The organism is Streptococcus parasanguinis (assembly GCF_040908565.1).
Classification (GTDB): domain Bacteria; phylum Bacillota; class Bacilli; order Lactobacillales; family Streptococcaceae; genus Streptococcus; species Streptococcus parasanguinis_AC.
Window position 1 is genome coordinate 31,798 of the sequence record NZ_JBDGEA010000016.1, and the last position, 26,977, is coordinate 58,774.

Below are 26,977 nucleotides of genomic sequence, written 5' to 3' on the forward strand. Positions count from 1 at the left end.
GAAACTCTCATTATTCGGATTTGGATAGAAAATTCAGAAAATTTACTATTTTTCCTTGAAATATTTTCCAAAAATGGTATGATAGTAGCATGCTAATTTGAACTACAAAGTACTGGAAAGGAGAGACATGGAGAAAATTACCTTAGAAACTTCAAAAACCGGTTCAGATCTCGTTCTTGAAACCCTACGTGATTTAGGCATTGATACAATTTTTGGTTATCCTGGTGGAGCAGTTTTACCTTTATACGATGCTATCTATAGCTTTGAGGGTATCAAGCATATTCTTGGACGACATGAACAAGGGTGCTTACATGAAGCTGAAGGATATGCCAAATCAACTGGAAAGCTGGGTGTCGCAGTCGTCACTAGTGGACCGGGGGCAACCAATGCCATTACAGGAATTGCAGATGCCATGAGTGATAGTGTTCCCTTGTTGGTCTTCACTGGTCAAGTCAATCGAGCTGGTATCGGAAAAGATGCCTTCCAGGAGGCAGATATCGTGGGAATTACCATGCCCATTACCAAGTACAACTACCAAGTACGTGAGACGGCAGATATTCCACGGGTCATTACAGAAGCTGTTCATATTGCGACGACAGGTCGTCCAGGTCCGGTGGTAATTGACCTTCCAAAGGATGTGTCTGCTTTAGAGACAGATTTCATCTATGAACCAAGTGTCAATCTTCCAAGTTACCAGCCAACCATTGAGCCTAATGAATTGCAGATCAAAAAGATTTTGAAACAATTGGGTAAAGCTAAAAAACCGGTTCTTATTGCTGGTGGTGGCGTAAGTTACGCGGAAGCGGCTGATGAGCTGATCGCTCTCGCTGAACGTTACCAGATCCCGGTAGTGACAAGCCTTTTAGGTCAAGGGACGATTGCGACCAGTCATCCTCTTTTTCTAGGAATGGGTGGCATGCACGGTTCCTTCGCGGCCAATATCGCCATGACCGAGACAGATTTCATGATCAGTGTTGGTTGTCGATTTGATGACCGTTTGACAGGAAATCCAAAGACCTTCGCTAAGAATGCTAAGGTTGCCCACATCGATATTGATCCTGCAGAGATTGGGAAGATCATTGCCGTTGACATTCCTGTGGTTGGCGATGCAAAGAAAGCTCTACAACAGTTGTTGGCAGAGCCAGTGGTTCACAATAATACGGAGAAATGGATCGAGAAGGTGACCCAAGATAAGAACCGGGTTCGTTCTTACGATAAGAAAGAACGGGTTGTGCAACCACAAGCTGTCATCGAACGCATCGGAGAGTTGACCAAGGGGGACGCTATTGTCGTCACAGACGTTGGACAACACCAAATGTGGGCAGCTCAATACTATCCTTACCAAAATGAGCGACAATTGGTGACATCTGGTGGTCTAGGAACGATGGGATTCGGTGTTCCTGCAGCTATCGGAGCGAAAATTGCCAATCCAGATAAAGAAGTTGTTCTCTTTGTCGGAGATGGTGGTTTCCAAATGACCAACCAAGAGCTAGCGATCTTAAATGTCTATAAGATTCCAATCAAAGTGGTTATGCTCAACAACCATTCGCTTGGAATGGTCCGCCAATGGCAAGAAGCTTTCTATGATGGTCGAACATCAGAGTCAGTCTTTGATAGCCTTCCGGATTTCCAATTGATGGCGCAAGCCTACGGGATCAAGAATTATAAATTTGATAATCCTGAAACCCTAGAGAAGGATTTGGAAGTCATCACAGAAGATGTACCAATGTTCATCGAAGTAGACATTTCTCGGAAAGAGCATGTCTTACCGATGGTACCAGCTGGTAAGAGTAATCATGAAATGTTGGGGGTGAAGTTTAATGCGTAGAATGTTAACAGCCAAACTTCAAAACCGCTCAGGTGTTCTCAACCGCTTTACAGGAGTTCTATCGAGACGTCAAGTCAATATCGAAAGCATCTCTGTGGGCGCAACAGAAAACCCAAATGTATCACGGATTACTATTATCATTGATGTTGCTTCACATGAAGAGGTAGAGCAAATCATCAAACAGCTTAACCGTCAGGTGGATGTGATTCGAGTTCGCGACATCACAGATAAACCACACTTGGAGCGCGAAGTGATCTTGGTGAAAGTTTCTGCACCTGCTGAGAAGCGAGCAGAAATCTTGGCCATCATTCAACCTTTCCGTGCGACCGTGGTCGATGTAGCCCCAAGCTCTATCACCGTTCAAATGACGGGAAATGCAGAAAAGAGCGAAGCTCTTATTCGTGTCATTCGCCCTTATGGAATTAAAAACATCGCCCGTACCGGTGCAACCGGATTTACTCGAGATTAATTCTCGACTGAAAATTGTTATCCTCGCCTTAAAAAGGCAAATTAAAATAGAAAAGAGATTTTACTTATGGCAGTTCAAATGGAATATGAAAAAGACGTTAAAGTTGCAGCATTAACTGGAAAGAAAATTGCTGTGATCGGTTATGGTTCTCAAGGACATGCACACGCACAAAACTTGCGTGATTCAGGTCATGATGTCATCATCGGTGTGCGCCCAGGGAAATCATTTGATAAGGCAAAAGAAGATGGTTTTGATACCTATACAGTAGCAGAAGCAACTAAATTGGCTGATGTTATCATGATCTTGGCACCAGACGAAATCCAACAAGAATTGTATGAAGCAGAAATTGCTCCAAACTTGGAAGCTGGAAATGCTGTTGGTTTTGCCCATGGATTCAACATCCACTTTGAATTTATCAAAGTTCCTGCAGATGTCGATGTCTTTATGTGTGCTCCAAAAGGACCTGGTCACTTGGTACGTCGTACTTACACTGAAGGATTTGGTGTACCAGCGCTTTACGCAGTTTATCAAGATGCTACTGGTAATGCGAAAGATATTGCTATGGACTGGTGTAAAGGTGTAGGATCAGCACGTGTTGGTCTTCTTGAAACAACATACAAAGAAGAAACTGAAGAAGATTTGTTCGGAGAACAAGCAGTTCTTTGTGGTGGTTTGACTGCCCTTATCGAAGCTGGTTTTGAAGTCTTGACGGAAGCTGGATATGCTCCAGAATTAGCATACTTCGAAGTGCTTCACGAAATGAAATTGATTGTTGACTTGATCTATGAAGGTGGCTTCAAGAAAATGCGTCAATCAATCTCTAACACTGCTGAATACGGTGACTATGTATCAGGCCCACGTGTCATCACTGAGCAAGTGAAAGAAAATATGAAAGCTGTTCTTGCTGACATTCAAAATGGTAACTTCGCTAACGACTTTGTTAACGACTACAAAGCTGGACGTCCAAAATTAACTGCTTACCGTGAAGAAGCTGCTAACCTTGAAATTGAAAAAGTTGGTGCTGAATTACGTAAAGCAATGCCGTTCGTTGGTCAAAACGACGATGACGCCTTCAAAATCTACAACTAATTGTCTGTAGAAGACTAAGCAAGTTGGGACACCCTGGCTTGCTTTTTTCATCAAAACACAGCAACAGAGGTATGAAATGATAACAGCAAAAGATGTGGCTAAGGCCCATAAAATATTAAGAGGGGTCGTTGTTAATACGCCTCTTGAATACGACCACTATTTATCTGAAAAATATGGGGCAAAGATTTATTTGAAAAAAGAAAATGCCCAACGCGTTCGCTCTTTCAAGATTCGTGGAGCGTATTTTGCAATTTCTCAACTATCAAAAGAAGAGCGTGAGCGTGGGGTTGTCTGTGCTTCAGCAGGAAACCATGCCCAAGGGGTTGCCTATACTTGTAATGAAATGAAGATTCCTGCGACTATCTTCATGCCGATTACAACACCGCAACAAAAGATTGGACAAGTCCGCTTCTTTGGTGGGGACTATGTAACGATCAAGTTGGTCGGGGATACCTTCGATGCTTCAGCTAAGGCAGCACAAGAATTTACGCTTGCAGAAAAACGAACCTTTATTGACCCATTTGACGATCCACATGTACAGGCAGGTCAAGGGACAGTAGCTTATGAAATCCTTGAGGAAGCTCGAAAAGAGTCGATTGACTTTGATGCTGTCCTCGTTCCTGTTGGTGGAGGAGGGCTCATTTCAGGTGTGTCTACCTACATCAAAGAAACGGATCCTCGGATTGAAGTCATTGGGGTAGAGGCTGAAGGAGCCCGCTCCATGAAGGCGGCTTTTGAAGCAGGTGGTCCCGTCAAACTACCAGAAATTGATAAGTTTGCAGACGGGATTGCTGTGCAAAAGGTGGGACAATTGACTTATGAAGTGACCCGCCAGCATGTAGAAACCCTTGTTGGGGTCGATGAAGGCTTGATTTCAGAGACCTTGATTGATCTTTATTCCAAACAAGGGATCGTAGCTGAACCAGCGGGAGCGGCCAGTGTGGCATCCCTTGAAATCTTGCGCGAATACATCAAGGGGAAAACCATTTGTTGTATTATTTCAGGTGGGAATAATGACATTAACCGCATGCCTGAAATGGAAGAACGGGCTTTGATCTACGATGGAGTAAAACACTACTTTATCGTCAACTTCCCACAACGTCCAGGAGCTCTTCGAGAATTTGTAAATGATATCTTAGGGCCAAATGATGATATCACACGTTTTGAATACATCAAGCGCGCTAGTAAGGGAACAGGCCCTGTCTTGATTGGGGTTACTTTAGCCAATAAACATGACTATGCAGGCTTGGTCAACCGTATCGAGCGTTTTGATCCGTCTTTCATTAACTTGAACGGCAATGAAACACTCTATAATATGCTCGTCTGAGTATCATACAGAAACAGTCGACCATTTAAGCAATATATTTGTATGGAATATATTGCTTTTTTATAAAGACTTGTGATATGATATGCGTAAATGAAAAGGAGGAACTTTTTATGCCTGGATTTTTTATTTTTATTTTATTCTTGCTACTGGTTGCAGGATTCATTGTAGTTAGTTCACTGTATGTGGTCAAGCAACAATCTGTTGCTATCATCGAGCGCTTCGGTCGTTATCAAAAAATTAGCGATAGTGGTATACATATGCGAGCGCCTTTTGGTATCGATAAAATTGCAGCGCGTGTTCAATTACGTGTCTTGCAGAGTGAGATTGTGGTTGAAACAAAAACTCAGGATAACGTGTTTGTTACCATGAATGTGGCGACGCAATACCGAGTGAACGAAAGCAACGTAAAGGATGCCTACTACAAACTCATGCGTCCAGAATCACAGATTAAATCATACATTGAAGATGCTCTTCGTTCTTCTGTGCCTAAGTTGACCTTGGATGAATTGTTTGAGAAAAAAGATGAAATCGCCCTTGAAGTTCAAAAACAAGTGGCAGAAGAAATGTCAACTTATGGATATATTATTGTTAAGACCTTGATCACCAAAGTTGAGCCAGATGCCGAAGTGAAACAATCCATGAATGAGATCAATGCGGCACAAAGAAAACGTGTGGCAGCTCAGGAATTGGCAGAAGCAGACAAGATCAAGATCGTTACTGCTGCCGAAGCTGAGGCGGAAAAAGACCGCTTGCATGGGGTCGGTATTGCCGAGCAACGGAAGGCTATTGTCGATGGATTGGCAGACTCTATTAAAGAGTTAAAAGGAGCCAATGTAGACTTGACCGAAGAGCAAATCATGTCTATTCTCTTAACCAATCAGTACTTAGATACCTTAAATAATTTTGCAGATAAGGAAGGGAATAATACGATTTTCCTACCAGCTAACCCAGATGGTGTCGAAAACATTCGTACACAAATATTATCAGCCCTGAAAGCAAAATAAACTTTTTCTCATTTTTTAAAAAAGGTTCGTATTTTCAGCGATTTTAGTTGACAAAATGTGCAAAACAATTTATATTAGTATTGGAAATAATAATATAGGAGAAAGATAATGGCTAAATCGAACTTTGAAAAAGTAGAATCAGTTGTTGGATGGGTACGCGATAAGAAAATTACGGGATATCGTATCAGTAAAGAAACAAATGCCCGTGAAATGTCTATCATTGCCTTGGCTCAAGGACGTGCAAAAGTGAAGAACATCTCGTTTGAAACTGCACTCGGATTGATTGATTTTTATGACAAAAATCATCAAAAATTCGAAGATTAATTTGTTGTTCCAATTGAAAACCAGAGAGTTTCCTCTCTGGTTTTTTTCTATGCCTTAAAAGAAGAGGAGGTACAAAAAACAGCTTGCTTCCATACTGGTAAGCAAACTGTTTCAAGAGATTAGTGTAGGAAGCGTTGAAGGAATTCCTTGGTCCGTTCTTCTTTGGGATTACTAAAGATTTCTTTTGGATCTCCCTGCTCCGCAATGACCCCCTTGTCCATGAAGATGACACGGCTAGAGACATCGCGAGCAAATTCCATTTCGTGGGTTACGACGATCATGGTCAAACCTTCTTTAGCGAGGTCTTGCATGATCTTCAAAACTTCCCCAACCATTTCAGGGTCCAGGGCGGAAGTTGGTTCATCAAAGAGGATGGCATCAGGATCCATGGATAGGGCACGCGCGATAGCCACCCGTTGCTTTTGACCACCTGAAAGTTGTTTCGGACGGGCAGCCCAATATTGAGATCCCATACCGACTTTTTCAAGGTTTTCTTTGGCAACTTTTTCTGCGGTTTCACGATCACGCTTGAGGACGGTCGTTTGTGCAACGATCGTATTTTCCAAGACATTTAAATTTTCGAAGAGATTAAAGCTTTGGAAAACCATCCCTAATTTCTCGCGGTAGTGGGTAAGATCATACTCAGGATCAAGAACATTTTGTCCACGATAGAGAATCTCTCCAGCTGTAGGAGTTTCTAGAAGATTGATGGAGCGAAGGAAGGTTGATTTTCCGCTACCAGAGCTCCCGATGATGGAGATCACCTCTCCTTTTTCAACCGTAAGGGAAATATCTTTCAAAACCTCATTTTGACCATAAGATTTTTTTAAATGTTGGATTTCAAGAATTTTTTCTGCCATTATTTCACCTCATTGACTTGCATTTGATTGGCACCTGTAGTATAAGTATCAGAATCTAAGCGACGTTCGATGTAGCGAAGAATTCGTGTGATGGTAAAGGTGAGAACGAAGTAAATCACTGCAATGATAGTAAAGGTTGGGAAGTATTTGAAGTTCTGTGTTGCAACCGTATTTCCTGTGAAGTAAAGTTCAACTACAGAAATAACGTTCAAGACAGAGGTGTCTTTAATGTTAATGACGAATTCATTCCCCGTTGCTGGCAAGATATTGCGAATAACTTGTGGAAGTACAACCTTGCGCATGGTTTGTCCATGGGTCATTCCCAGTGCCGTAGCTGCTTCAAATTGCCCCTTATCCACAGCGTAGATCCCACCACGAACAATTTCACTCATGTAGGCACCTGTGTTGATAGATACGATGACGATGGCAGCGAGAGTCCGGTCGATTGAAATACCAAAGGCTTGAGCTGTTCCGTAGTAAATAACCATGGATTGTACAATCATAGGTGTCCCACGGAAGATTTCAATATAGACGTTCAAGAACCAACCAAAGGCAGTTTGGAATCCAGCAAGGACTTTATTTTTTGCTTTTGGAGCTGTCCGGTAAACTCCAATCAATAACCCAATAATCAAACCGGCAATTGTCCCAGTCATAGAAATCAAGAGGGTCATTCCGGTTCCGCGTAAGAACTGTGGACTACTTTCTTTTAAGATGTTTACAACTTGGTCAAAGAACGATTCTTTACTCTCAGTAGTATCTGTTGAAACAGGTTGTTTTGTCACCATGTCGTCCATTAGTTTGACCTGTTCTTTAGTGGAAATGTTTGCTAAAGCAGCATTGACTTTGTCAATCCGGCTATCACCTTTTTTCATACCGATAGCGATCGCGGCATCTTCTTCGCCAACTTTAAAACCATTTTTGAATTGAATCATTTTAAAATTTGAATTGGCAGATTCAGCTGTCAATGCTTCGGGACGTTCTGAAACATAGGCATCGATGACACCAGATTCTAAAGCTTGGCGCATTTGGGCAAAGTCGCCCATAGCAGTTACTTTTTTAGAACCTTTTAGTTGTGAAATAAGATTATATAGGTAGACACCTTGTTGAGAGGTGACCTTTGCATCTTTAAAGTCATCTAAGGTAGTAGCATTTGCATATTTTCCATCTTTGCGAACGAGCATAACTGGCTCACTGGTATAGTAGCTGTTAGAGAAAGCTATTTCTTTTTTTCGTTCTGCGGTAGGACTCATCCCTGCAATAATCATGTCAATTTTTCCAGATGACAGAGCTGGGATTAGTCCATTCCAAGATGTTTTAACAATAAGTGGTTTTTTTCCAAGTTTCTCTGCTACCTTTTTGGCGATTTGAACATCATATCCATTGGCATATTGGTTGGTACCATCAATCTTAACAGCCCCATTTGAATCGTCTTTTTGAGTCCAGTTAAAAGGTGCATAGGCAGCCTCCATACCAATGCGCAGATAACCTTCTTCTTTTACAGAGTGAGTGATCGCCAGAAAAATTAACAAAACAGTTACTATTCCGACAAAGACTCCAATGATTGTTTTTTTCATTTTTTCTCCTCTTCCTTATTTTAACTCTTCCTATTGTACGGTAAAATAGGTTGCATTTCAAGCATGCTCCTCTTTTTATTTAAAAAATGCTATAATAATACAAAGGAGCGTGATCAAATGAAAAAGTATTTGTATGTTTTTTTCGCCTTTCTGGCCTGCCTTTTTGTCAGTCAGAACGTCCATGCATCTAGCCCCTCTTATGATGTATTGTACTATGGTGGAACCTTGACCTTGGACAACTGGGACGACGCCACCTATGAGGAGGAGTTAGTCTATTATTTCAAAGATTCTTACAGAGGGCAGTATGTTAGTCTAGGAACGGCGGGGAATATGCCACAAGGCTTTGCAATTGAGATGCCGCCAAAGGTTGAGGTGGAAGGCCGTGATCTTCAAAGAGAACCCGAGATTACGAATCTAGGTGATGGCTACCGAGTGAAAATTTATAACAGTGGTGTGGCGACAGATACAGTCAAAATTAAAGTCACATGGAAATTAAAAAATCTTCTTTATTCACACAAGGATATCTTGCAGTTAAACTGGAAACCAATTACTGATGGTGATCAGAAGGTGGATGAAGTTCAGTTTCGTGTCATCCCTAAGTTTGCACCAGCTAATGCCCAATCGGAACTGTATATCCATACAGCCTTTATGGGACCGGATGTGACTGTAAAGAAAGAAGATGGAATCTATTCTGCCACCTTCTATAACCTAGGCAAAGGAAAGGCTGTGGAGTTGTATGGTTACTGGTTGAAGTCAGACCTAACTACTTTGTATGATTCTGGTCGAAATACAGGATTGACCAAATTGGATGAATTTCACAAGAACCAAGCTAAAATTGAACAGGAAAAATACTGGACACGCATGTTTTGGAACTGGATCTTGCCAGCCTTCATTATTGCACTCTGGCTTCTTTCTCTCTTGGGTCGCAATCGGTTCAAAAAAATGATTTGGCCTGGTGTGACCTATCCGACCGATACTCGTCTTTATGAAATTCCACAGGATATTGCACCTCTTGTCATGAGCTCGGTTGTTTATTCAGCTGAATTAGACGAGGCCTCCCCGACTAATAAAGAGAAGGCGACTCCGCCGGTGTTTACATTTGAAAAAATGCTTCAAGCTACTTTGCTGGATCTGATGGACCGTGGAGTGATTGTCTACGAGCAACAAGGAAATGAAGTCGTTTTGACGAGAAAGTCTCATGGACATGTGGATGATTTTGAACGCTCCTTTATGAATATGGCTTTTGGGGATCAAGTTTCCTGTCCTGTTAACCGTCTCTTTGAGAATTATAAATTTAGTGATGATGTATACAAACATGCCAAAAAAGCAGATCAAGATGCCATTCGTTCACTAGGAAGTTGGGCTCAGGGCCGCTTTGATACGGCTGTCAACCAAGTGGCCCGAGATGTTCATCGCAAGGTGGAAGATCTCCATTTGCCAAGCTACTATCGCCCTTTAGAAGCAAAAGAAGAAGCGCAAGCTAGACGAAGTCTCTTCTTTGGTTGGGCTGCTTGTTTTATCGCTCTTGGAGCAGAAATCTTTGCTATCTTTGGGATGGGGTGGTTCTCTGTTCCTTGTTTGATAGGGATCCTCATACTTTGGTTTATGCCAGTGCGCTTCAATGGTGTCTTTAAAGCCTGCCTACGAGATGGAGTTGTCAATCTTGCGGGTGCTGAGCAACGCTATTACTGGGATAGTTTTGGTCGGATGTTGAAAGAGATTGCTCACCTCAACGATGCAGAGTTGCAGTCTCTGGTCCTATGGAACCGCTTATTGGTTTATGCGGCCTTGTATGGTGCAGCCGATCAGGTCACAAAGGTCATGAAACTTCGGAATATTCAGTTAGAAAATCAAGCCTTAAACGCCTTCGTTTACACCCCGTTCTATCATGATGTGACCCACTCAAGTCATGCCATGTCTACTTATGGATCGACAGCATCGACAGCTAGTCATTTCACGGTTTCTTCTGGTAGTGGAGGAGGTTTCTCTGGCGGAGGAGGCGGAGGAGGCTTTGGTGCCTTCTAAGTAGCACTAAGAATGGTCTTGGTCGCTCTTTCCCTTCTAGTTTAGAAGGCCTGGTCCAGTCCATAGATTTATGATATAATAGAGCAAATGTAAGTTTAGGAGAAAAAGATGTTTCTGATCGAATTAATCAAGGCGGTTCTTTTTGGGATTGTCGAGGGGATTACAGAATGGTTACCGATCTCAAGTACAGGTCACTTGATTCTGTTACAGGATTTTGTGCAGTTTAAAAATCAAGATCCAGCCTTTATGGAGATGTTCAATGTTGTGATCCAATTGGGAGCGATCCTAGCGGTTGTGGTGATTTATTTCGATAAATTGTATCCCTTCAAACCTGGTAAATCTCCACTAGAAGTACGTCGGACCTGGCAATTATGGGCAAAAGTTGCGGTTGCAACCCTCCCGCTTGTCTTTGTTTTTAAATTAGATGATTGGTTTGAGGCGCATTTCCACAATTCGATTTCCGTTGCGATTATGTTGATCACCTACGGGATTGCCTTTATCTATCTAGAAAGACGGGAACAAGTTGAGCCAGCAGTAACGGAATTGCATAAGTTACCTTATCGAACAGCTCTTTATATTGGACTCTTCCAAGTTTTATCGCTATTTCCAGGAACAAGCCGTTCAGGTGCTACGATTGTAGGTGGTTTGATCAATGGTGTTAGCCGCCCAGTGGTGACAGAATTTACCTTTTATTTGGGGATTCCAGCCATGTTTGGGGCTAGCCTCTTAAAGGTTGGGAAATTCGCTCTTGGCGGACATTCACTAGCACTTGGGCAATTCTTTATTCTACTGGTAGCGATGGGAGTGGCCTTTGTGGTCAGCATGTACGCCATCCGCTTCTTGACAGATTATGTGAAAAATCATGATTTCACTGTCTTTGGGAAATACCGGATTGTTCTTGGTTCCATCTTGCTATTGTATGGACTCTTCCGTGTTATTTTCTAAGAGAAGGCTTGAACTTGATCAAATTATTTTCTGAGGTTGGAGACTTTTGTCCCGACCTCTTTTCTATGCATCCTTTTTTTGAATTCTATTCAATTTTTTAGTATAATAGTAAGACTAGAAGTATGAGGTTATGCTATGAAGATGAAGCAAATTAGTGATTCAACCATTAAGATCACGATCCAACTAGAAGACTTAGAAGAACGTGGGATGGAAATTGCTGACTTCCTTGTCCCACAAGAAAAAACAGAAGAATTTTTCTACGCCATTTTGGATGAACTCGAAATGCCAGAAAGCTTCCTGGATAGCGGGATGCTGAGTTTTCGTGTGACGCCAAAACCAGATAAATTGGATGTTTTTGTTACCAAATCAAAAATTGACCAACAATTGGATTTTGAGGATTTGTCAGATCTTCCTGATATGGAAGAGTTGTCGCGCATGACGCCAGATGAATTTATCAAAACCCTAGAAAAAACAATCTCTGATAAGACAAAAGGGGATGCAGAAGCCATTCACCATTTGGAACAAGAAGAGTTACGTGACAATCAAGAACAAGATCCTACATCTGAAGCTCCAGTAAGTCAGTATATTTATTACATTTTGCGTTTTTCAAATATCCAACAAGCAGTTGCCTTTTCAAAAACGGTCAGCTTTCCAGTGGATACTTCTGAATTATACAAAATGGGGTCTGATTATTATTTAACTGTCTTGATCGATACAGAGGATCAACCAAATCAATATCCAACCTGGTTACTTGCTATCATTCGGGAGTATGCGGATGATTCAGAAGTGACACGGGCCGTTCTGCAGGAACATGGTCATTTATTAATGGTGTCTGGTGCGATTGAGAATTTGAAGAAAGTTGCTAGCTTATGATGTCCTTTTCCTTGCAATTTGTTCTGGTGCTGATTGGAACTTTTATGATTGCCTTGGTATTGACGCCCTTGGTTCGCCTATTCTCCTTTAAGATTGATGCCGTAGATTATCCGAATGCGCGTCGGATCAATACCAAGCCCATGCCAAGCGCGGGTGGACTGTCTATTGTGATTGCTTTTTCAATTGCGACTCTTGTGTTTATTCCTATGCTGACATCCACTACCGCACCAATCAAAAGTTACCTATCCTATACCTTGCCGGTCGTGGGCGCAGGATGGATTATCGCGCTCACAGGCTTGATCGATGATGTAAAAGAATTGTCTGCCAAGAAAAAGATGATCGGTATCCTGCTGGCAGCGAGTCTGGTCTGGTTTTTGACAGATTTTCGTCTAAATGATTTTAAGATTCCATTCGGTGGGCCCTTACTTCATTTTGAACCATGGCTATCGTATCTTTTGACGGTGATTTGGATTGTTGCCATTACCAATGCGGTCAATCTGATTGATGGATTAGATGGCTTGGTGAGTGGGGTCTCTATTATTTCCCTAGTAACAATGGGGATTGTGTCCTATTTCTTTCTACCAGTACCCAATCTCTTTCTGACCATGACGATCTTTGTCTTGGTTGCGTCCATCGCAGGTTTCTTTCCCTTTAACTACCATCCAGCCATTCTCTATCTGGGAGACACCGGTGCCTTGTTTATCGGATTCATGATTTCTGTCTTGTCCTTGCAAGGTTTGAAAAATGCAACGGCAGTTGCGGTAGTCACCCCAATGATTATCCTCGGAGTACCGATTACAGATACCTTTTTAGCCATTATCCGTCGGACTCTTTCTGGTCAAAAATTTTATAAACCGGATCGCAATCACTTGCACCACCGACTTCTTTCTCTGGGCTTGACACATCGGGGAACTGTATTGGTGATCTATGGAATTTCGATGATTTTCTCCTTGATTTCTCTCTTGCTCAACATCTCGAGTCGCATTGGGGGTGTCCTACTTGTGATCGGGCTCTTGTTTGGAGTAGAGTTGTTAGCAGAATTGATTGGGGTTCTGGGGCCACATCATAGTCCTTTGTTAAATGTTCTGCGCTATATAGGGAATTCTTCCTATCGGGAGGAAGTTCGTCAAAAACGAAAAGAAAAAACTAAATAAGAATAGTTCTAATCAAAAGAAAAGCCATTTAGGCTTTTTTTTGATATACTTGAAAGGTAAAAAAATACTTTGTGATGAAGGAATATTTGCTTTGAGAAATCTTCCAGACTTCAAAGTAAAAAGAAAGGGAATGCAATGTCGACATTAGAAATTAAAGACCTTCACGTTGAAATTGAAGGCAAAGAAATTTTAAAAGGTGTAAACCTGACCCTAAAAACTGGTGAGATCGCAGCCATCATGGGACCAAACGGAACAGGGAAATCTACTCTGTCAGCTGCCATTATGGGAAACCCAAATTATGAAGTAACCAAAGGGGAGATTCTGTTTGATGGTGTCAACATCTTAGAATTGGAAGTAGACGAACGTGCACGGATGGGCTTGTTCCTTGCCATGCAATACCCTTCAGAAATCCCAGGGATTACCAATGCAGAATTTTTACGTGCAGCCATGAATGCTGGTAAAGAAGAGGACGAGAAGATCTCTATTCGTGATTTCATCAAAAAATTGGATGAAAAGATGGAATTGCTCAACATGAAAGAAGAAATGGCAGAACGCTATTTGAACGAAGGGTTCTCAGGTGGTGAGAAAAAACGCAATGAAATCCTTCAATTATTGATGTTGGAGCCAACTTTTGCGCTTTTGGATGAAATTGACTCTGGTTTGGATATCGATGCTCTTAAGGTCGTATCTAAAGGGGTTAATGCAATGCGGGGTGAAGGTTTTGGAGCGATGATCATCACCCACTACCAACGTTTGTTGAACTATATTACTCCTGACGTCGTTCATGTGATGATGGAAGGTCGTGTTGTGCTTTCAGGTGGACCAGAATTGGCTGCACGCTTGGAACGTGAAGGCTATGCCCAACTCGCAGAAGAACTCGGTTACGACTATAAAGAAGAACTATAACCTGATGACAAGTGATCTAATGTTGTCATAAAATCAAACAGATAGTATCTTTATTAGGAGAAAAAAATGAGTATTGAAAATATTACCCTCTTTTCGGAACTGCATGCTGAGCCAAGCTGGCTGCAAGATTTACGAAAAAAAGCTTTTGATAAGATCGATCAGTTGGAATTGCCAGCTATCGAACGCGTCAAATTCCACCGCTGGAATCTTGGGGATGGGACGATCACAGAAAGTGAGGCTTCTGCCAATGTTCCCGATTTTACAGCCCTCGATTCAAACTTAAAATTGGTCCAAGTTGGAACTCAGACTGTTTTTGAACAGGTGCCACAAGCCTTGGCAGACCAAGGAGTCCTTTTTACAGATTTCCATTCTGCCCTAGAAGAAATTCCGCAGGTGGTAGAAGACTACTTTATGTCTTCGGTTAAATACGATGATGATAAACTAGCAGCATACCACACAGCTTATTTTAATAGTGGGGCTGTCCTCTATATTCCAGATAACGTCGAAATTTCAGAACCAATCGAAGGCATTTTCTACCAGGATAGCGACAGTGATGTACCTTTCAATAAACACATTTTGATTATTGCAGGCAAAAACAGCAAGTTCAGCTATTTGGAACGCCTAGAATCAAAAGGTGATGGCTCAGCAACAGCAACTGCTAATGTGACGGTTGAGGTGATTGCCCGCTCAGGTGCCCAAGTGAAATTTGCGGCGATTGACCGTCTGGGTGAAAATGTCACAGCCTACATCAGTCGACGTGGGAAACTAGGTCAGGATGCCAGCATTGATTGGGCTATCGGTGTTATGAACGAAGGTAACGTGGTTGCAGACTTTGACAGTGACTTGGTTGGAAACGGAAGTCATGCAGATTTGAAAGTCGTTGCTTTATCAAGCGGTCGTCAGGTTCAAGGAATTGACACCCGCGTGACCAACTTTGGTTGCAACTCGATCGGAAATATCTTGCAACACGGGGTTATTCTTGAAAAAGGAACCTTGACCTTCAACGGAATTGGTCATATTATCAAGGGGGCTAAAGGAGCAGATGCTCAGCAAGAAAGCCGTGTCTTGATGTTATCGGATCAAGCGCGTTCAGATGCCAATCCAATCCTTTTGATTGATGAAAATGATGTCACAGCAGGCCATGCTGCATCGATCGGTCAAGTGGACCCAGAAGACATGTATTACCTCATGAGTCGTGGTCTGGATCAACACACAGCGGAACGATTAGTGGTGCGTGGTTTCTTGGGATCTGTTATTGTTGAAATCCCAGTTAAAGAAGTACGTGATGAAATGATTGCCACCATTGAAGAAAAGTTATCTCAACGCTAAGGAGAAACAATGCTAGATAAAAATACGATTGCTCAAGATTTTCCCATTCTCGATCAACTAGTTCACGATGAGCCTTTGGTTTATCTAGATAATGCAGCGACGACGCAAAAACCTAAACGTGTTCTTGAAGCAGTTAATCACTATTATTTGCAAGATAACGCCAATGTTCATCGTGGAGTCCATACTTTGGCTGAACGAGCGACAGCAGCCTATGAGGCAGCGCGTGAGAAAGTCAGAAAATTTATCAATGCTTCATCAACCAAGGAAGTGCTCTTTACAAGAGGGACAACGACTGGACTCAACTGGGTAGCCCGCTATGCAGAAGAAGTCCTAAAGGAAGGGGATGAAGTCCTAATTTCCATCATGGAACATCACTCCAACATCATTCCTTGGCAGCAAGCCTGCAAGAAGACGGGAGCGAAACTGGTCTATGTCTATCTAAAAGATGGCTTACTGGATATGCAGGACTTAAAGAGCAAGCTTAGTGAGAAGACAAAATTTGTCTCCATCACCCATGCTTCGAATGTCTTAGGGGTGGTCAATCCGATCAAGGAAATTGCTCGATTAGCTCATGAAGTTGGAGCGATCATGGTTGTAGACGGGGCTCAATCAACCCCTCATATGGCCATTGATGTACAAGACTTAGATGCGGATTTCTTTGCTTTTTCTGGCCACAAGATGGCTGCACCAACAGGGATTGGTGTCCTCTATGGGAAAGAAGAAATCTTAGAGCAAATGTCTCCGATCGAGTTTGGGGGCGAGATGATTGACTTTGTTTACGAGCAATCTGCCTCTTGGAAGGAATTGCCTTGGAAATTTGAAGCTGGAACACCTAATATGGCGGGCGCAATTGGTCTTGGTGCAGCGATCGATTACTTAGAAGAGCTGGGGATGGACCAGGTAGAAGCGCATGAGCAAGAATTGATTGCCTATGTGTTTCCAAAATTACAGGCTATCGAAGGCTTGACCATCTATGGTTCCCAAGACTTAGCCCAACGTTCTGGCGTCATTTCCTTCAATCTAGGAGATCTCCATCCGCATGACTTAGCAACAGCATTAGATTATGAAGGGATTGCTGTTCGTGCAGGTCACCACTGTGCACAACCGCTCCTTCAATACCTACAAGTCCCAGCGACAACGAGAGCAAGTTTTTATATCTACAACACCAAAGCGGACTGTGATAAATTAATTGAGGCATTGATCAAAGCAAAGGAGTTTTTCAATGGCACTTTCTAAATTAGATTCGCTGTACATGGCGGTCGTAGCTGACCATTCAAAACACCCCCACCACCAAGGACAGATTGAAGATGTTGATCAGATCCAACTCAACAATCCAACTTGTGGAGATGTGATCCAGTTAAGTGTGAAATTTGATGAGAATGACAGGGTGGAAGATATTGCCTTTGTGAATTCAGGCTGTACGATCTCAACCGCTTCAGCTAGTATGATGACGGATGCTGTAATGGGAAAAACAAAAGAGGAAGTTGAAGAATTGGCACAGGTCTTTTCAGAAATGGTCCAAGGCCAATCAGATCCTCGGCAAGAGGAGTTGGGAGATGCAGCCTTCTTATCTGGAGTCTCAAAATTCCCACAGCGGATTAAATGTGCGACCCTCTCCTGGAATGCTCTCAAAAAAGCGATCGAACGTAGCAAATAATTAAAAGAAGAAACAGAGAAAGAAAGGAAATTATGGCTGAAGAAAGAGTCGAACCGAAACCAATTGATCTCGGTGAATATAAATTTGGATTTCACGATGACGTTCAACCCATTCTCTCTACCGGGAAGGGATTGAATGAAGCGGTTATTCGTGAATTGTCTGCAGCAAAAAATGAACCAGAATGGATGCTCGAATTCCGTTTGAAATCTTTTGAAACCTTCAAAAAGATGCCCATGCAAACCTGGGGAGCCGATCTATCAGAAATTGACTTTGATGATTTGATCTATTATCAAAAACCTTCGGATAAACCTGCCCGTTCATGGGACGAAGTTCCAGAGAAAATCAAGGAAACCTTTGAGCGTATCGGGATTCCTGAAGCGGAACGTGCTTACTTAGCGGGGGCTTCTGCTCAGTATGAATCAGAAGTGGTTTACCACAATATGAAAGAAGAGTTTGAAAAGTTGGGGATTATCTTTACCGATACGGATTCTGCCCTAAAAGAATACCCAGACCTTTTCAAACAGTATTTTGCGAAGTTAGTACCACCAACGGATAACAAATTGGCTGCCCTCAACTCAGCAGTCTGGTCTGGTGGAACCTTCATTTATGTACCAAAAGGCGTAAAAGTAGATGTTCCCCTTCAAACTTACTTCCGTATCAACAATGAAAATACAGGTCAGTTTGAGCGTACCTTGATTATCGTGGATGAGGGAGCAAGCGTTCACTACGTAGAAGGCTGTACAGCACCGACCTATTCAAGCAATAGCTTGCATGCTGCAATTGTTGAGATCTTTGCCTTGGATGGAGCTTATATGCGTTACACGACCATCCAAAACTGGTCTGACAATGTCTACAACTTGGTCACCAAGCGGGCCAAGGCTCAAAAAGATGCCACAGTTGAGTGGATCGACGGAAATCTAGGTGCCAAGACAACTATGAAGTACCCATCTGTTTATCTAGATGGAGAAGGAGCGCGTGGGACCATGTTGTCCATTGCCTTTGCGAATGCAGGTCAACACCAAGATACAGGTGCCAAGATGATCCACAATGCCCCTCACACTAGCTCGTCTATCGTATCCAAATCCATCGCGAAGGGTGGCGGAAAGGTAGACTACCGTGGACAAGTGACTTTCAACAAGAACTCTAAGAAATCAGTTTCTCACATTGAGTGTGACACTATTATCATGGATGATTTATCTGCATCAGACACGATTCCATTTAATGAAATCCACAACTCACAAGTTGCTTTAGAGCACGAGGCCAAGGTTTCAAAAATTTCAGAAGAACAACTTTATTATTTGATGAGTCGTGGTTTGTCTGAATCAGAAGCGACAGAAATGATTGTCATGGGATTTGTAGAGCCCTTTACAAAAGAACTTCCAATGGAATATGCGGTTGAGTTAAACCGACTCATTAGCTACGAAATGGAAGGATCTGTAGGATAATTCATTTTCATCAATCAAAAATCACAATGGATTTGACTCCATTGTGATTTTTTTACTTATAATTTTTCGTTGACATAACGAACAAATTCATTCCACCAAACCTTTAAGAAAAAGCTTTTCTCAATGGTTCTTCCTGCTACCATATCGACTGTTGGTTCTTGATCTTCTAAGTAGCCACGTCCGATTTTATCTGGATCAGTGTAGTGTAATTTTCCAAGATTTGTGCCTGATTTGACAGGTGCTCGGAATGATTCTTGGTCACTCTTGAATTGAATTTTTGGTTCTGCTTGACTGCCTTGCTTTTCAACGATATAGAAGTCTTTTTTTGCAACAGCTAAAACAGTCTCAGACTTCCCATCCATAACACTTGCCTTACTTTTCCCGTAAGGATCTCCTTTTTTGACGACAATGGAAGAAACAAAGGTTCTGACCACGTAGTTCATCAGAGAAGAAGTAGCCACAAAGCGTGCATATGGATCACCGTCAACGGCCTCTACTCCTAGGACAACAGTAATCATGTGGATGCCATTTTGCGTCGTCGATGCAGCAAAGGTGATACCACCTTTGGTAGAGTTGCTGACCCGAAGGCCGTCGACTCCCGAACGGTAATTCGGCATGCCTTCTAGCATCAGATTGGGGTTTTCAATCTGCGTGTTTGAAAAAAGAGCAGTGGGCTTTGAAGTATATTTGGTCACTTCAGGAAAATCCTGGAGTAAGTGCTTGGCAATAACAGCAATATCATAAGCACTCAATTGATTTTCGTCTTCTTTCCCGTCAGGATCTCCACTGATGGTTTGAGTATTTAATCCGGTAGCATTGATTAAATGAGGAGATTGAATGCCCCATTCAGCAAGTTTTTGCTTCATTTTTTCAACGAAGCTTTTCTCAGAGCCACCCACTTTCTCAGCTAAGGCCAAGGCAGCAGTACTAGAATTTCCAACTAAAAGAGCAGTCAATAACTGTTCAACCGTATATTGGTTCGCTTCCATAGGAAGAGTACCAGCACCTTTGATATCATTTAAGGCCAGAGCTTTCTCAGACAATTTGATAGGATCTTTTAGAGAAAGTTTTTTTTCATGAATAGCTTCGAAAATCAGATAAGTGGTCAAGAGTGTAGATAGTCCCCCCACATCTCGTTTTTTCTCTGAATCCTTTTCATATAAAATTTTACCTGTATCAGCTTCAACAGCAATAGCACTTTGAGCAGGAAGTTCTAGCTCATCTGCCAGAACGACTTGATAAGGTAAACTGCATAACAGCAGCATGAAGGTTAAAAAAGAAAGAAAGAATTTTTTCACAGTTGTTTCCTCGTTGCTTAGTCCTCTCTATTGTATCATACAAATGATCAATGGAAAATCGTAAAATCATCAATTAGGCTAAAAAGTCAATCATAGCAAGGCTTTTGGATGGGGTTGAAGCGAATATTCAGAAAATTTAGTTTACTTTTTTTTCTACTTGTGATATAATCTTAAACAAATCTAAAAAAACTATTGGAGAATTCCTATGAAAAAAGGTAAAGTATTCGCAGTTGCCGGAGTAACACTCCTTGCAGCTGGATTGTTGGCTGCATGTTCTGGTTCAAATACTAGTAAAGCAAGCTCAGGTGAAGACAAAAACTATGGTTATGTCTACACAGATGATCCTCAAACTTTGGACTACACTGTATCTTCTAAAGCTGCTACACATGATATCACTACAAATGTCGTAGATGGTTTGATGGCAAATGACAAGTATGGAAATCTTGTGCCATCACTTGCAGAAGATTGGTCTGTTTCAAAAGATGGTTTGACTTATACCTACAAGATTCGTAAGGGTGTTAAATGGTACGATGCAGATGGTGAAGAACATGGTGAAGTGACTGCCAAAGACTTCGTAACTGGTTTGAAACACGCTGCTGATAAAAAATCTGAAACCCTTTCACTTGTTCAAGGTTCTGTCAAAGGCTTGGATGATTATGTACAAGGAAAAACTACAGACTTTAGCCAAGTTGGTGTCAAAGCTGTTGATGATTACACACTTCAATATACATTGAACAAACCTGAAACCTTCTGGAACTCTAAAACAACAAACGGAATCTTGTTCCCAATTAGCACAGAGTTCTTGAAGAGTAAGGGAGATGATTTTGGTCAACCAAACGATGTGAAATCAATCCTTGCAAACGGACCTTTCCTTCTTAAATCAATCACTTCAAAATCATCTGTTGTATTTGAAAAGAATGACAACTACTGGGATAAGAAAAACGTTCACCTTAAAGAAGTGAAACTCACTTATTATGATGGATCAGACCAAGATTCATTGGCGCGTGGTTTCTCTGATGGTGCTTATACAGCTGCTCGTCTTTTCCCGGCAAGTTCAAACTTTGCAACTGTATCTAAAAAATACAAAGACAACATCTATAATACACCGGCTGGTTCAGGGGTAGCGGTTCTTGGTTTCAACATTGACCGTCAATCATACAAACACACAGCTAAGAAATCAGATGCTGAAAAATCTTCTACTAAGAAAGCAATCTTAAACAAAGATTTCCGTCAAGCTATCACCTTTGCCTTGAATCGTGAAAACTATTCAGCGCAAGTAAATAGTAAAGCATTTGCTAAACCAGCTATCCGTAATACCTATACAGCTCCAGCTTTTGTACAAGTTAATGGGAAAGACTTTGGAGATGTGGTTGCAGATAAGTTGACTACTTATGGAGACCAATGGAAAGGTGTCAACCTTGCAGATGGTCAAGACGGTCTTTACAACAAAGACAAAGCAAAAGCACAACTTGAAAAAGCAAAAGCTGAACTTCAAAAAGATGGCGTTCAATTCCCAATTCATATTGACGTACCAGTAGCACAAAACTCTACAAACTTTGTTTCACGGATGCAATCATTGAAACAAACAGTGGAAGATACTCTTGGTAAAGACAATGTCGTTCTTGACCTTCAAATGATGGACCAAGATGAAGTGTTGAACATCACATTGAATGTTCCATCAGCTGCAGATGCAGATTGGGATCTTCAAGGATTGGTCGGATGGAACCCAGACTACGATGATCCATCAACTTACCTTGATACTCTTCAACCATCATCAGAAGACCAAACAAAAGTTTACCTTGGTTTTGCAGGTGGTGTAGATAATGCTTCAGCGAAAGCAGTTGGCTTGGATGAGTATGCGAAACTTCTTGCAGACGCTAATAGCGAATCACTTGATGTAGCTAAACGTTACGAAAAATATGCTACTGCTCAAGCTTGGTTGAGTGACAGTGCCTTGGTAATCCCAACAATGTCAAGCACAGGCGCAGCAACAGTTGTTTCTAAAGTGGTTCCATTCTCTGGCCCATCAGCTCAAACAGGTAACAAAGGATCTGCTTACTTCAAATATGTAGAAGTTCAAGATGAACCTGTTACTAAGAAACAATACGAACAAGCACGTGAAAAATGGCAAAAAGAAAAAGCTGAGTCAAACAAAAAAGCTCAACAAGATCTTGAAAAACACGTTAAATAATTAAATTATTGCTTTTCATTAGAACTTTCTCTTCTAGGGGAGAAAGTTCTTTTGGACATTAAAGGAATGAAATATGAAAAAATATGTTTTTATGCGTATTTTGCGTTCGTTAGTGTCGATCTTTCTCGTCACGACATTAACCTACATGATTATCTATACGCTAACACCGAGAAATCTCATCTTTAAAAATGACCCCAACTACAATAAAGTAGCGAAGACAAAAGATTCGAAGATCAACTACGAAAATACTGTCTACGATCGCATGGGTTATTTGGAATACATGGATTCAAAGAGCTTGCAACAAAAAGCAAGTAAAGAAGATTCTTCTGTAACAGTTGATGCGACAACTGCCAATGAAAAGATCTATAAAGAATACATTAACAAATTAGGTCATGGTTGGCAGTTGAAACGTTTCCCAGAAAGTAAGTCTTTCTATGCGGTGCGTGAAATTCCAGTTTTTGAACGTGTCGTCAGCTTCTATGCGAATTTGATTCAGTTTGATCATCCAGGTTGGGTGAAAGATGCTTCAAATCCAAACCTCAAACGCTATATCCGTATTGAAAATGATCCGTCTATTGGATGGTCTGTAGTGGGTTCTGGTACGAAACACAAATACCTCTTGTACTTTAATGGTCAATTCCCATATGTACACCAAAACTTTGTAACCTTAAACCTTGGAAATTCATATCCAACTTATTCTAATACCCCAGTTCTTCAAGTTATCACGCAAGGACAAGGAACGACTAAGAAGAGTGAAGTGAACTTCCCAACAGGTAAAAAGACATCTTCAATCGATATCTACTCACGTACCTACAAATCACCAAGTAAGGCAGACTCACAAGATATCAGTCGATTTGGTAAAGGGGACGCTTATACAGCAACTTTGAGCAACTATGAGAATCCATCCATGATTGCATCTTCTTCAATCATTGGTTTGATTGGTATTGCAATTTCTTATTTGATTGCGATCCCATTAGGATCTTACATGGCTCTGTTCAAGAACTCATGGTTTGATAGCATCTCAACAGCTGCTTTGACATTTATGATGTCTCTTCCAACCATTGCTTCGGTCTACATTGTCCGTTTAGCAGGTTCATTCTTTGGGCTTCCAGACTCATTCCCAGTTCTTGGAGCACAGGATTGGCGTTCATATGTATTGCCGTCTCTGATTCTTGGTTTGCTGAGTGCACCATTTAACGCCGTTTGGATTCGTCGTTACATGATTGATATCCATTCACAAGATTTCGTCCGTTTTGCTCGTTCAAAAGGATTGTCAGAACGTGAGATTTCAAAAAAACACATCTTCAAAAATGCGATGGTTCCATTGGTATCTGGTATCCCGACATCTATTATTGGAGTTATCTCAGGTGCGACACTTACTGAAACAGTCTTCGCTTTCCCAGGTATGGGTAAAATGTTGATTGACTCTATTAAAGCATCAAATAACACCATGGTTATCGGACTTGTCTTTATCTTCACATCGCTTGGTATCTTTGCTGCCATGTTAGGTGATATCTTGATGACGGTACTTGACCCACGGATTAAATTAACGAATACGAAAGGAGGCAAATAATGACTACAATCGATAAAAATAAATTTCAGTTTGTAAAACGCGATGACTTTGCCTCTGAAGTAATCGATGCTCCAGCATATTCATACTGGAAATCTGTATTCAGACAATTCTTTAAGAAAAGAACCACTATCATTATGCTTGCTGTTTTGATTGGGATTCTCTTGATGAGTTTTATCTACCCGATGTTTTCAAATTTTGATTACAATGATGTTAGTAAGGTAAATGACTTTTCAGCACGTTTGAATCCACCAAGTGGGAAAGCACTATTTGGTACAGATAATAACGGTAAATCCCTCTTTGATGGAGTTTGGTTTGGTGCTCGAAATTCTATTATCATTTCCTTTATCGCAACTGTTATTAACGTGGTGGTCGGAGTCATCGTTGGTGGAGTTTGGGGAATCTCAAAATCCATCGACCGTATCATGATGGAAGTTTATAACGTTATTTCAAACATTCCATTTATGTTGATCGTTATCGTCTTGACTTACTCAATGGGATCTGGTTTCTGGAACTTGATTCTTGCCATGTCCTTAACAGGATGGATCGGAATTGCCTACATGATTCGTGTTCAAATCATGCGTTACCGTGACTTGGAATACAACTTGGCCAGTCGAACATTAGGAACGCCAACTTTGAAAATTGTTACGAAAAATATTTTACCTCAATTGGTATCTGTAATCGTGACCCAAACATCACAAATGTTACCAAGTTTTATTTCTTACGAAGCTTTCCTTTCCTTCTTCGGACTTGGTCTTCCAATCACAGTTCCAAGTTTGGGACGGTTGATTTCTGACTATTCTCAAAACGTAACTACAAATGCCTACCTATTCTGGATTCCGCTTACTGTTTTGATTTTAGTATCCTTGTCATTCTTTATCGTCGGACAAAACTTGGCCGATGCCAGCGACCCACGTACACATAGATAGGAGGAGTAGATATGACATCAAATAACAATATTATTTTATCTGCTCAAGATATCGTAGTGGAATTTGACGTGCGCGATCGCGTATTGACAGCTATTCGTGGCGTATCGCTTGAGCTAGAAGAAGGTGAAGTTCTTGCCTTAGTTGGTGAGTCAGGTTCAGGGAAATCAGTTTTGACAAAAACGTTCACCGGAATGTTAGAAGATAACGGCCGTATTGCCCAAGGTTCGATTAAATACCGTGGTCAAGAATTGACAGATTTGAAATCGAATAAAGATTGGGAAAATATTCGTGGATCTAAGATCGCTACAATTTTCCAAGACCCAATGACAAGTTTGGATCCAATCAACACAATTGGTTCCCAAATTACAGAAGTCATTATCAAACACCAAGGGAAAACAGCTAAAGAAGCCAAAGAAATGGCTTTGGACTATATGGAGAAAGTTGGAATTCCAGATGCTGAACGTCGTTTTGATGAGTATCCATTCCAATATTCAGGTGGGATGCGTCAACGGATCGTTATTGCCATCGCCTTGGCCTGCCGTCCAGATATCTTAATCTGTGACGAACCAACAACAGCCCTAGACGTAACTATTCAAGCGCAAATCATTGATTTGTTGAAATCCCTTCAAAAAGAATACCAATTTACAGTTATCTTTATCACCCACGACTTAGGTGTGGTTGCAAGTATTGCTGATAAAGTAGCCGTTATGTATGCTGGAGAAATCGTTGAGTTTGGTAAAGTAGAGGAAATTTTCTACGATCCGAAACATCCATATACATGGAGCTTACTTTCGAGCTTACCACAATTATCTACCTCGAACGGAGACCTATACTCTATTCCAGGTACACCACCATCATTGTATGCTCCAATCAAAGGAGATGCTTTTGCTCTTCGTTCAGACTATGCGATGCAAATTGATTTCGAAGAAGCGGCACCAGCCTTCAAAGTGACAGATACTCACTGGGCGAAGACCTGGTTACTCCATCCGGATGCACCAACGGTTCATAAACCAGAAGTAATCGATAACCTTCACGAAAAGATTGGCTCAAAAATGGGCTTCACTCACATTACAGAATAGGAGGAAGGAAATGACTGAAAAATTAGTTGAAATTAAAGATTTAGAAATTTCCTTCGGTGAAGGAAGTAAAAAATTCGTTGCTGTGAAAAACGCTAACTTCTTCATTAATAAGGGAGAAACATTCTCTCTTGTTGGTGAATCAGGAAGTGGGAAGACAACAATTGGACGTGCTATCATTGGTTTGAATGATACAAGTGCTGGAGAAATTATTTATGACGGTCGCAAGATCAACGGAAGAAACTCTCACAGTGAAAAATCAGAGTTGATTCGTAAAATTCAAATGATCTTCCAAGACCCAGCGGCAAGTTTGAATGAACGTGCGACAGTTGATTATATTATCTCTGAAGGTTTGATTAACCACCATTTATTTAACAGCGAAGAAGAACGTCAGGAAAAAGTAAAAAATATTATGCATGAAGTCGGGCTTCTTGCAGAACATTTGACACGTTACCCTCACGAATTCTCAGGTGGACAACGTCAACGGATCGGGATTGCTCGTGCACTTGTTATGCAACCAGAATTTGTTATTGCGGATGAGCCAATCTCTGCCCTTGACGTTTCGGTTCGTGCACAAGTTTTAAACCTTTTGAAAAAATTCCAAAGAGAATTAGGTTTGACCTACCTCTTTATCGCCCATGACTTATCAGTTGTACGATTCATTTCTGATCGTATTGCTGTTATCTATAAAGGGGTTATCGTAGAAGTAGCAGAAACAGAAGAACTATTTAACAACCCAATCCATCCCTACACCCAATCACTTCTTTCAGCAGTTCCTATTCCGGATCCAATTCTTGAACGTAAGAAAGTTTTGAAAATCTATGATCCAGAACAACATAATTACTCGGAAGACAAACCACAAATGGTTGAGATCAAACCAGGTCATTATGTATGGGCTAATAAAGCTGAAGAAAATAAATACAGACAAGAATATAAATAGAGAGGTTTTCCCTCTCTATTTTCTTACTTTCAGAAAAAAACTTTAAAAAAATAAAAAAAAATTAAAAAAAGTGTTGACAGTAAGGCTAGGTCATGATATACTAATATAGTTGTCGCGAGAGAGCGACAAAGACCTTTGAAAACTGAACAAGACGAACCAATGTG

The 26,977-nt window shown here is 41.3% G+C and carries 23 protein-coding genes; 20 read left to right on the forward strand and 3 right to left on the reverse strand.

Annotation, left to right across the window (positions count from 1 at the left end; all coding sequences use genetic code 11):
- The first annotated feature begins 127 nt into the window (after nt 1-127).
- The 6 genes from AB5Y61_RS08320 to AB5Y61_RS08345 all read left to right on the forward strand — a co-directional run bounded on the left by AB5Y61_RS08320 (nt 128) and on the right by AB5Y61_RS08345 (nt 6,041).
- The gene (locus tag AB5Y61_RS08320; protein WP_368403829.1) at nt 128-1,828 is read left to right on the forward strand and encodes an acetolactate synthase large subunit; all 1,701 of its coding nucleotides are present in this window, start codon (nt 128-130) and stop codon (nt 1,826-1,828) included.
- Nucleotides 1,821-2,297 carry an acetolactate synthase small subunit gene (gene ilvN / locus AB5Y61_RS08325; protein ID WP_302692605.1) on the forward strand — a complete coding sequence of 159 codons (477 nt, stop codon included), beginning with the start codon at nt 1,821-1,823 and terminating at the stop codon, nt 2,295-2,297. Before AB5Y61_RS08320 ends, ilvN begins: the two co-directional genes overlap by 8 nt.
- A 66-nt stretch (nt 2,298-2,363) precedes the next feature.
- A complete protein-coding gene (gene ilvC / locus AB5Y61_RS08330) occupies nt 2,364-3,386 on the forward strand; it encodes a ketol-acid reductoisomerase (protein WP_195487449.1) in 1,023 nt (340 codons plus the stop codon).
- Nucleotides 3,387-3,462: 76 nt separating this feature from the next.
- The gene (gene ilvA / locus AB5Y61_RS08335; RefSeq protein WP_368403830.1) at nt 3,463-4,713 is read left to right on the forward strand and encodes a threonine ammonia-lyase IlvA; all 1,251 of its coding nucleotides are present in this window, start codon (nt 3,463-3,465) and stop codon (nt 4,711-4,713) included.
- A 110-nt stretch (nt 4,714-4,823) separates the two neighbouring features.
- Complete coding sequence (locus AB5Y61_RS08340) at nt 4,824-5,717, forward strand: SPFH domain-containing protein (protein WP_368403831.1); 894 nt, start codon at nt 4,824-4,826, stop codon at nt 5,715-5,717.
- A gap of 108 nt (nt 5,718-5,825) precedes the next feature.
- Entirely contained in the window at nt 5,826-6,041 is a 216-nt protein-coding gene (locus AB5Y61_RS08345; RefSeq protein ID WP_003004771.1) for a capsule biosynthesis transcriptional regulator, read from the forward strand.
- Nucleotides 6,042-6,160: 119 nt separating this feature from the next.
- Here AB5Y61_RS08345 and AB5Y61_RS08350 read toward each other — a convergent pair whose 3' ends face one another.
- Nucleotides 6,161-6,901: an amino acid ABC transporter ATP-binding protein gene (locus tag AB5Y61_RS08350; RefSeq protein WP_003010256.1), complete on the reverse strand. Its 741-nt coding sequence runs from the start codon at nt 6,899-6,901 to the stop codon at nt 6,161-6,163.
- Nucleotides 6,901-8,475 (reverse strand): ABC transporter substrate-binding protein/permease, encoded by a 1,575-nt coding sequence (locus tag AB5Y61_RS08355; protein WP_368403832.1) that lies wholly within the window; start codon nt 8,473-8,475, stop codon nt 6,901-6,903. Before AB5Y61_RS08355 ends, AB5Y61_RS08350 begins: the two co-directional genes overlap by 1 nt.
- Before the next feature lie 117 nt (nt 8,476-8,592).
- Here AB5Y61_RS08355 and AB5Y61_RS08360 point away from each other — a divergent pair, with 117 nt between their 5' ends.
- The 9 genes from AB5Y61_RS08360 to sufB all read left to right on the forward strand — a co-directional run bounded on the left by AB5Y61_RS08360 (nt 8,593) and on the right by sufB (nt 18,809).
- Nucleotides 8,593-10,500 carry a DUF2207 family protein gene (locus tag AB5Y61_RS08360; RefSeq protein WP_368403833.1) on the forward strand — a complete coding sequence of 636 codons (1,908 nt, stop codon included), beginning with the start codon at nt 8,593-8,595 and terminating at the stop codon, nt 10,498-10,500.
- Nucleotides 10,501-10,608: 108 nt separating this feature from the next.
- Entirely contained in the window at nt 10,609-11,445 is an 837-nt protein-coding gene (locus tag AB5Y61_RS08365) for an undecaprenyl-diphosphate phosphatase (RefSeq protein WP_118397423.1), read from the forward strand.
- 135 nt (nt 11,446-11,580) lie between these two features.
- The gene (mecA, locus tag AB5Y61_RS08370; RefSeq protein WP_003004768.1) at nt 11,581-12,318 is read left to right on the forward strand and encodes an adaptor protein MecA; all 738 of its coding nucleotides are present in this window, start codon (nt 11,581-11,583) and stop codon (nt 12,316-12,318) included.
- Complete coding sequence (locus AB5Y61_RS08375) at nt 12,315-13,472, forward strand: glycosyltransferase family 4 protein (protein WP_023919310.1); 1,158 nt, start codon at nt 12,315-12,317, stop codon at nt 13,470-13,472. The genes mecA and AB5Y61_RS08375 overlap by 4 nt, the downstream gene beginning before the upstream one ends.
- A 135-nt stretch (nt 13,473-13,607) precedes the next feature.
- Complete coding sequence (gene sufC, locus AB5Y61_RS08380; protein ID WP_003004238.1) at nt 13,608-14,378, forward strand: Fe-S cluster assembly ATPase SufC; 771 nt, start codon at nt 13,608-13,610, stop codon at nt 14,376-14,378.
- Between the two features lie 66 nt (nt 14,379-14,444).
- Nucleotides 14,445-15,707: a Fe-S cluster assembly protein SufD gene (gene sufD / locus AB5Y61_RS08385; RefSeq protein ID WP_049485794.1), complete on the forward strand. Its 1,263-nt coding sequence runs from the start codon at nt 14,445-14,447 to the stop codon at nt 15,705-15,707.
- A 9-nt stretch (nt 15,708-15,716) separates the two neighbouring features.
- The gene (locus tag AB5Y61_RS08390; RefSeq protein ID WP_049485795.1) at nt 15,717-16,943 is read left to right on the forward strand and encodes a cysteine desulfurase; all 1,227 of its coding nucleotides are present in this window, start codon (nt 15,717-15,719) and stop codon (nt 16,941-16,943) included.
- Nucleotides 16,930-17,364, forward strand: coding sequence for a Fe-S cluster assembly sulfur transfer protein SufU (gene sufU / locus AB5Y61_RS08395; RefSeq protein WP_003010276.1), 435 nt, complete (start codon nt 16,930-16,932; stop codon nt 17,362-17,364). Before AB5Y61_RS08390 ends, sufU begins: the two co-directional genes overlap by 14 nt.
- Nucleotides 17,365-17,396: 32 nt before the next feature.
- Nucleotides 17,397-18,809: a Fe-S cluster assembly protein SufB gene (gene sufB / locus AB5Y61_RS08400; protein WP_003010279.1), complete on the forward strand. Its 1,413-nt coding sequence runs from the start codon at nt 17,397-17,399 to the stop codon at nt 18,807-18,809.
- 56 nt (nt 18,810-18,865) lie between these two features.
- Here the strand turns inward: sufB and AB5Y61_RS08405 are convergent, their stop codons facing one another.
- A complete protein-coding gene (locus AB5Y61_RS08405) occupies nt 18,866-20,107 on the reverse strand; it encodes a serine hydrolase (RefSeq protein ID WP_368403834.1) in 1,242 nt (413 codons plus the stop codon).
- Nucleotides 20,108-20,312: 205 nt separating this feature from the next.
- Between AB5Y61_RS08405 and AB5Y61_RS08410 the strand changes: the two genes are divergently transcribed.
- The 5 genes from AB5Y61_RS08410 to AB5Y61_RS08430 all read left to right on the forward strand — a co-directional run bounded on the left by AB5Y61_RS08410 (nt 20,313) and on the right by AB5Y61_RS08430 (nt 26,813).
- Nucleotides 20,313-22,298, forward strand: a complete 1,986-nt coding sequence (locus AB5Y61_RS08410; protein ID WP_021154492.1) for a peptide ABC transporter substrate-binding protein — start codon at nt 20,313-20,315, stop codon at nt 22,296-22,298.
- A gap of 73 nt (nt 22,299-22,371) precedes the next feature.
- Nucleotides 22,372-23,871, forward strand: a complete 1,500-nt coding sequence (locus tag AB5Y61_RS08415; protein ID WP_023919303.1) for an ABC transporter permease — start codon at nt 22,372-22,374, stop codon at nt 23,869-23,871.
- On the forward strand, nt 23,871-24,797 hold the full coding sequence (gene oppC / locus AB5Y61_RS08420; protein WP_368403835.1) for an oligopeptide ABC transporter permease OppC: 927 nt from the start codon (nt 23,871-23,873) through the stop codon (nt 24,795-24,797). Before AB5Y61_RS08415 ends, oppC begins: the two co-directional genes overlap by 1 nt.
- 11 nt (nt 24,798-24,808) lie before the next feature.
- Nucleotides 24,809-25,876, forward strand: a complete 1,068-nt coding sequence (locus tag AB5Y61_RS08425; RefSeq protein ID WP_368403836.1) for an ABC transporter ATP-binding protein — start codon at nt 24,809-24,811, stop codon at nt 25,874-25,876.
- Between the two features lie 10 nt (nt 25,877-25,886).
- The gene (locus AB5Y61_RS08430) at nt 25,887-26,813 is read left to right on the forward strand and encodes an ATP-binding cassette domain-containing protein (protein ID WP_368403837.1); all 927 of its coding nucleotides are present in this window, start codon (nt 25,887-25,889) and stop codon (nt 26,811-26,813) included.
- Nucleotides 26,814-26,977: the final 164 nt, after the last annotated feature.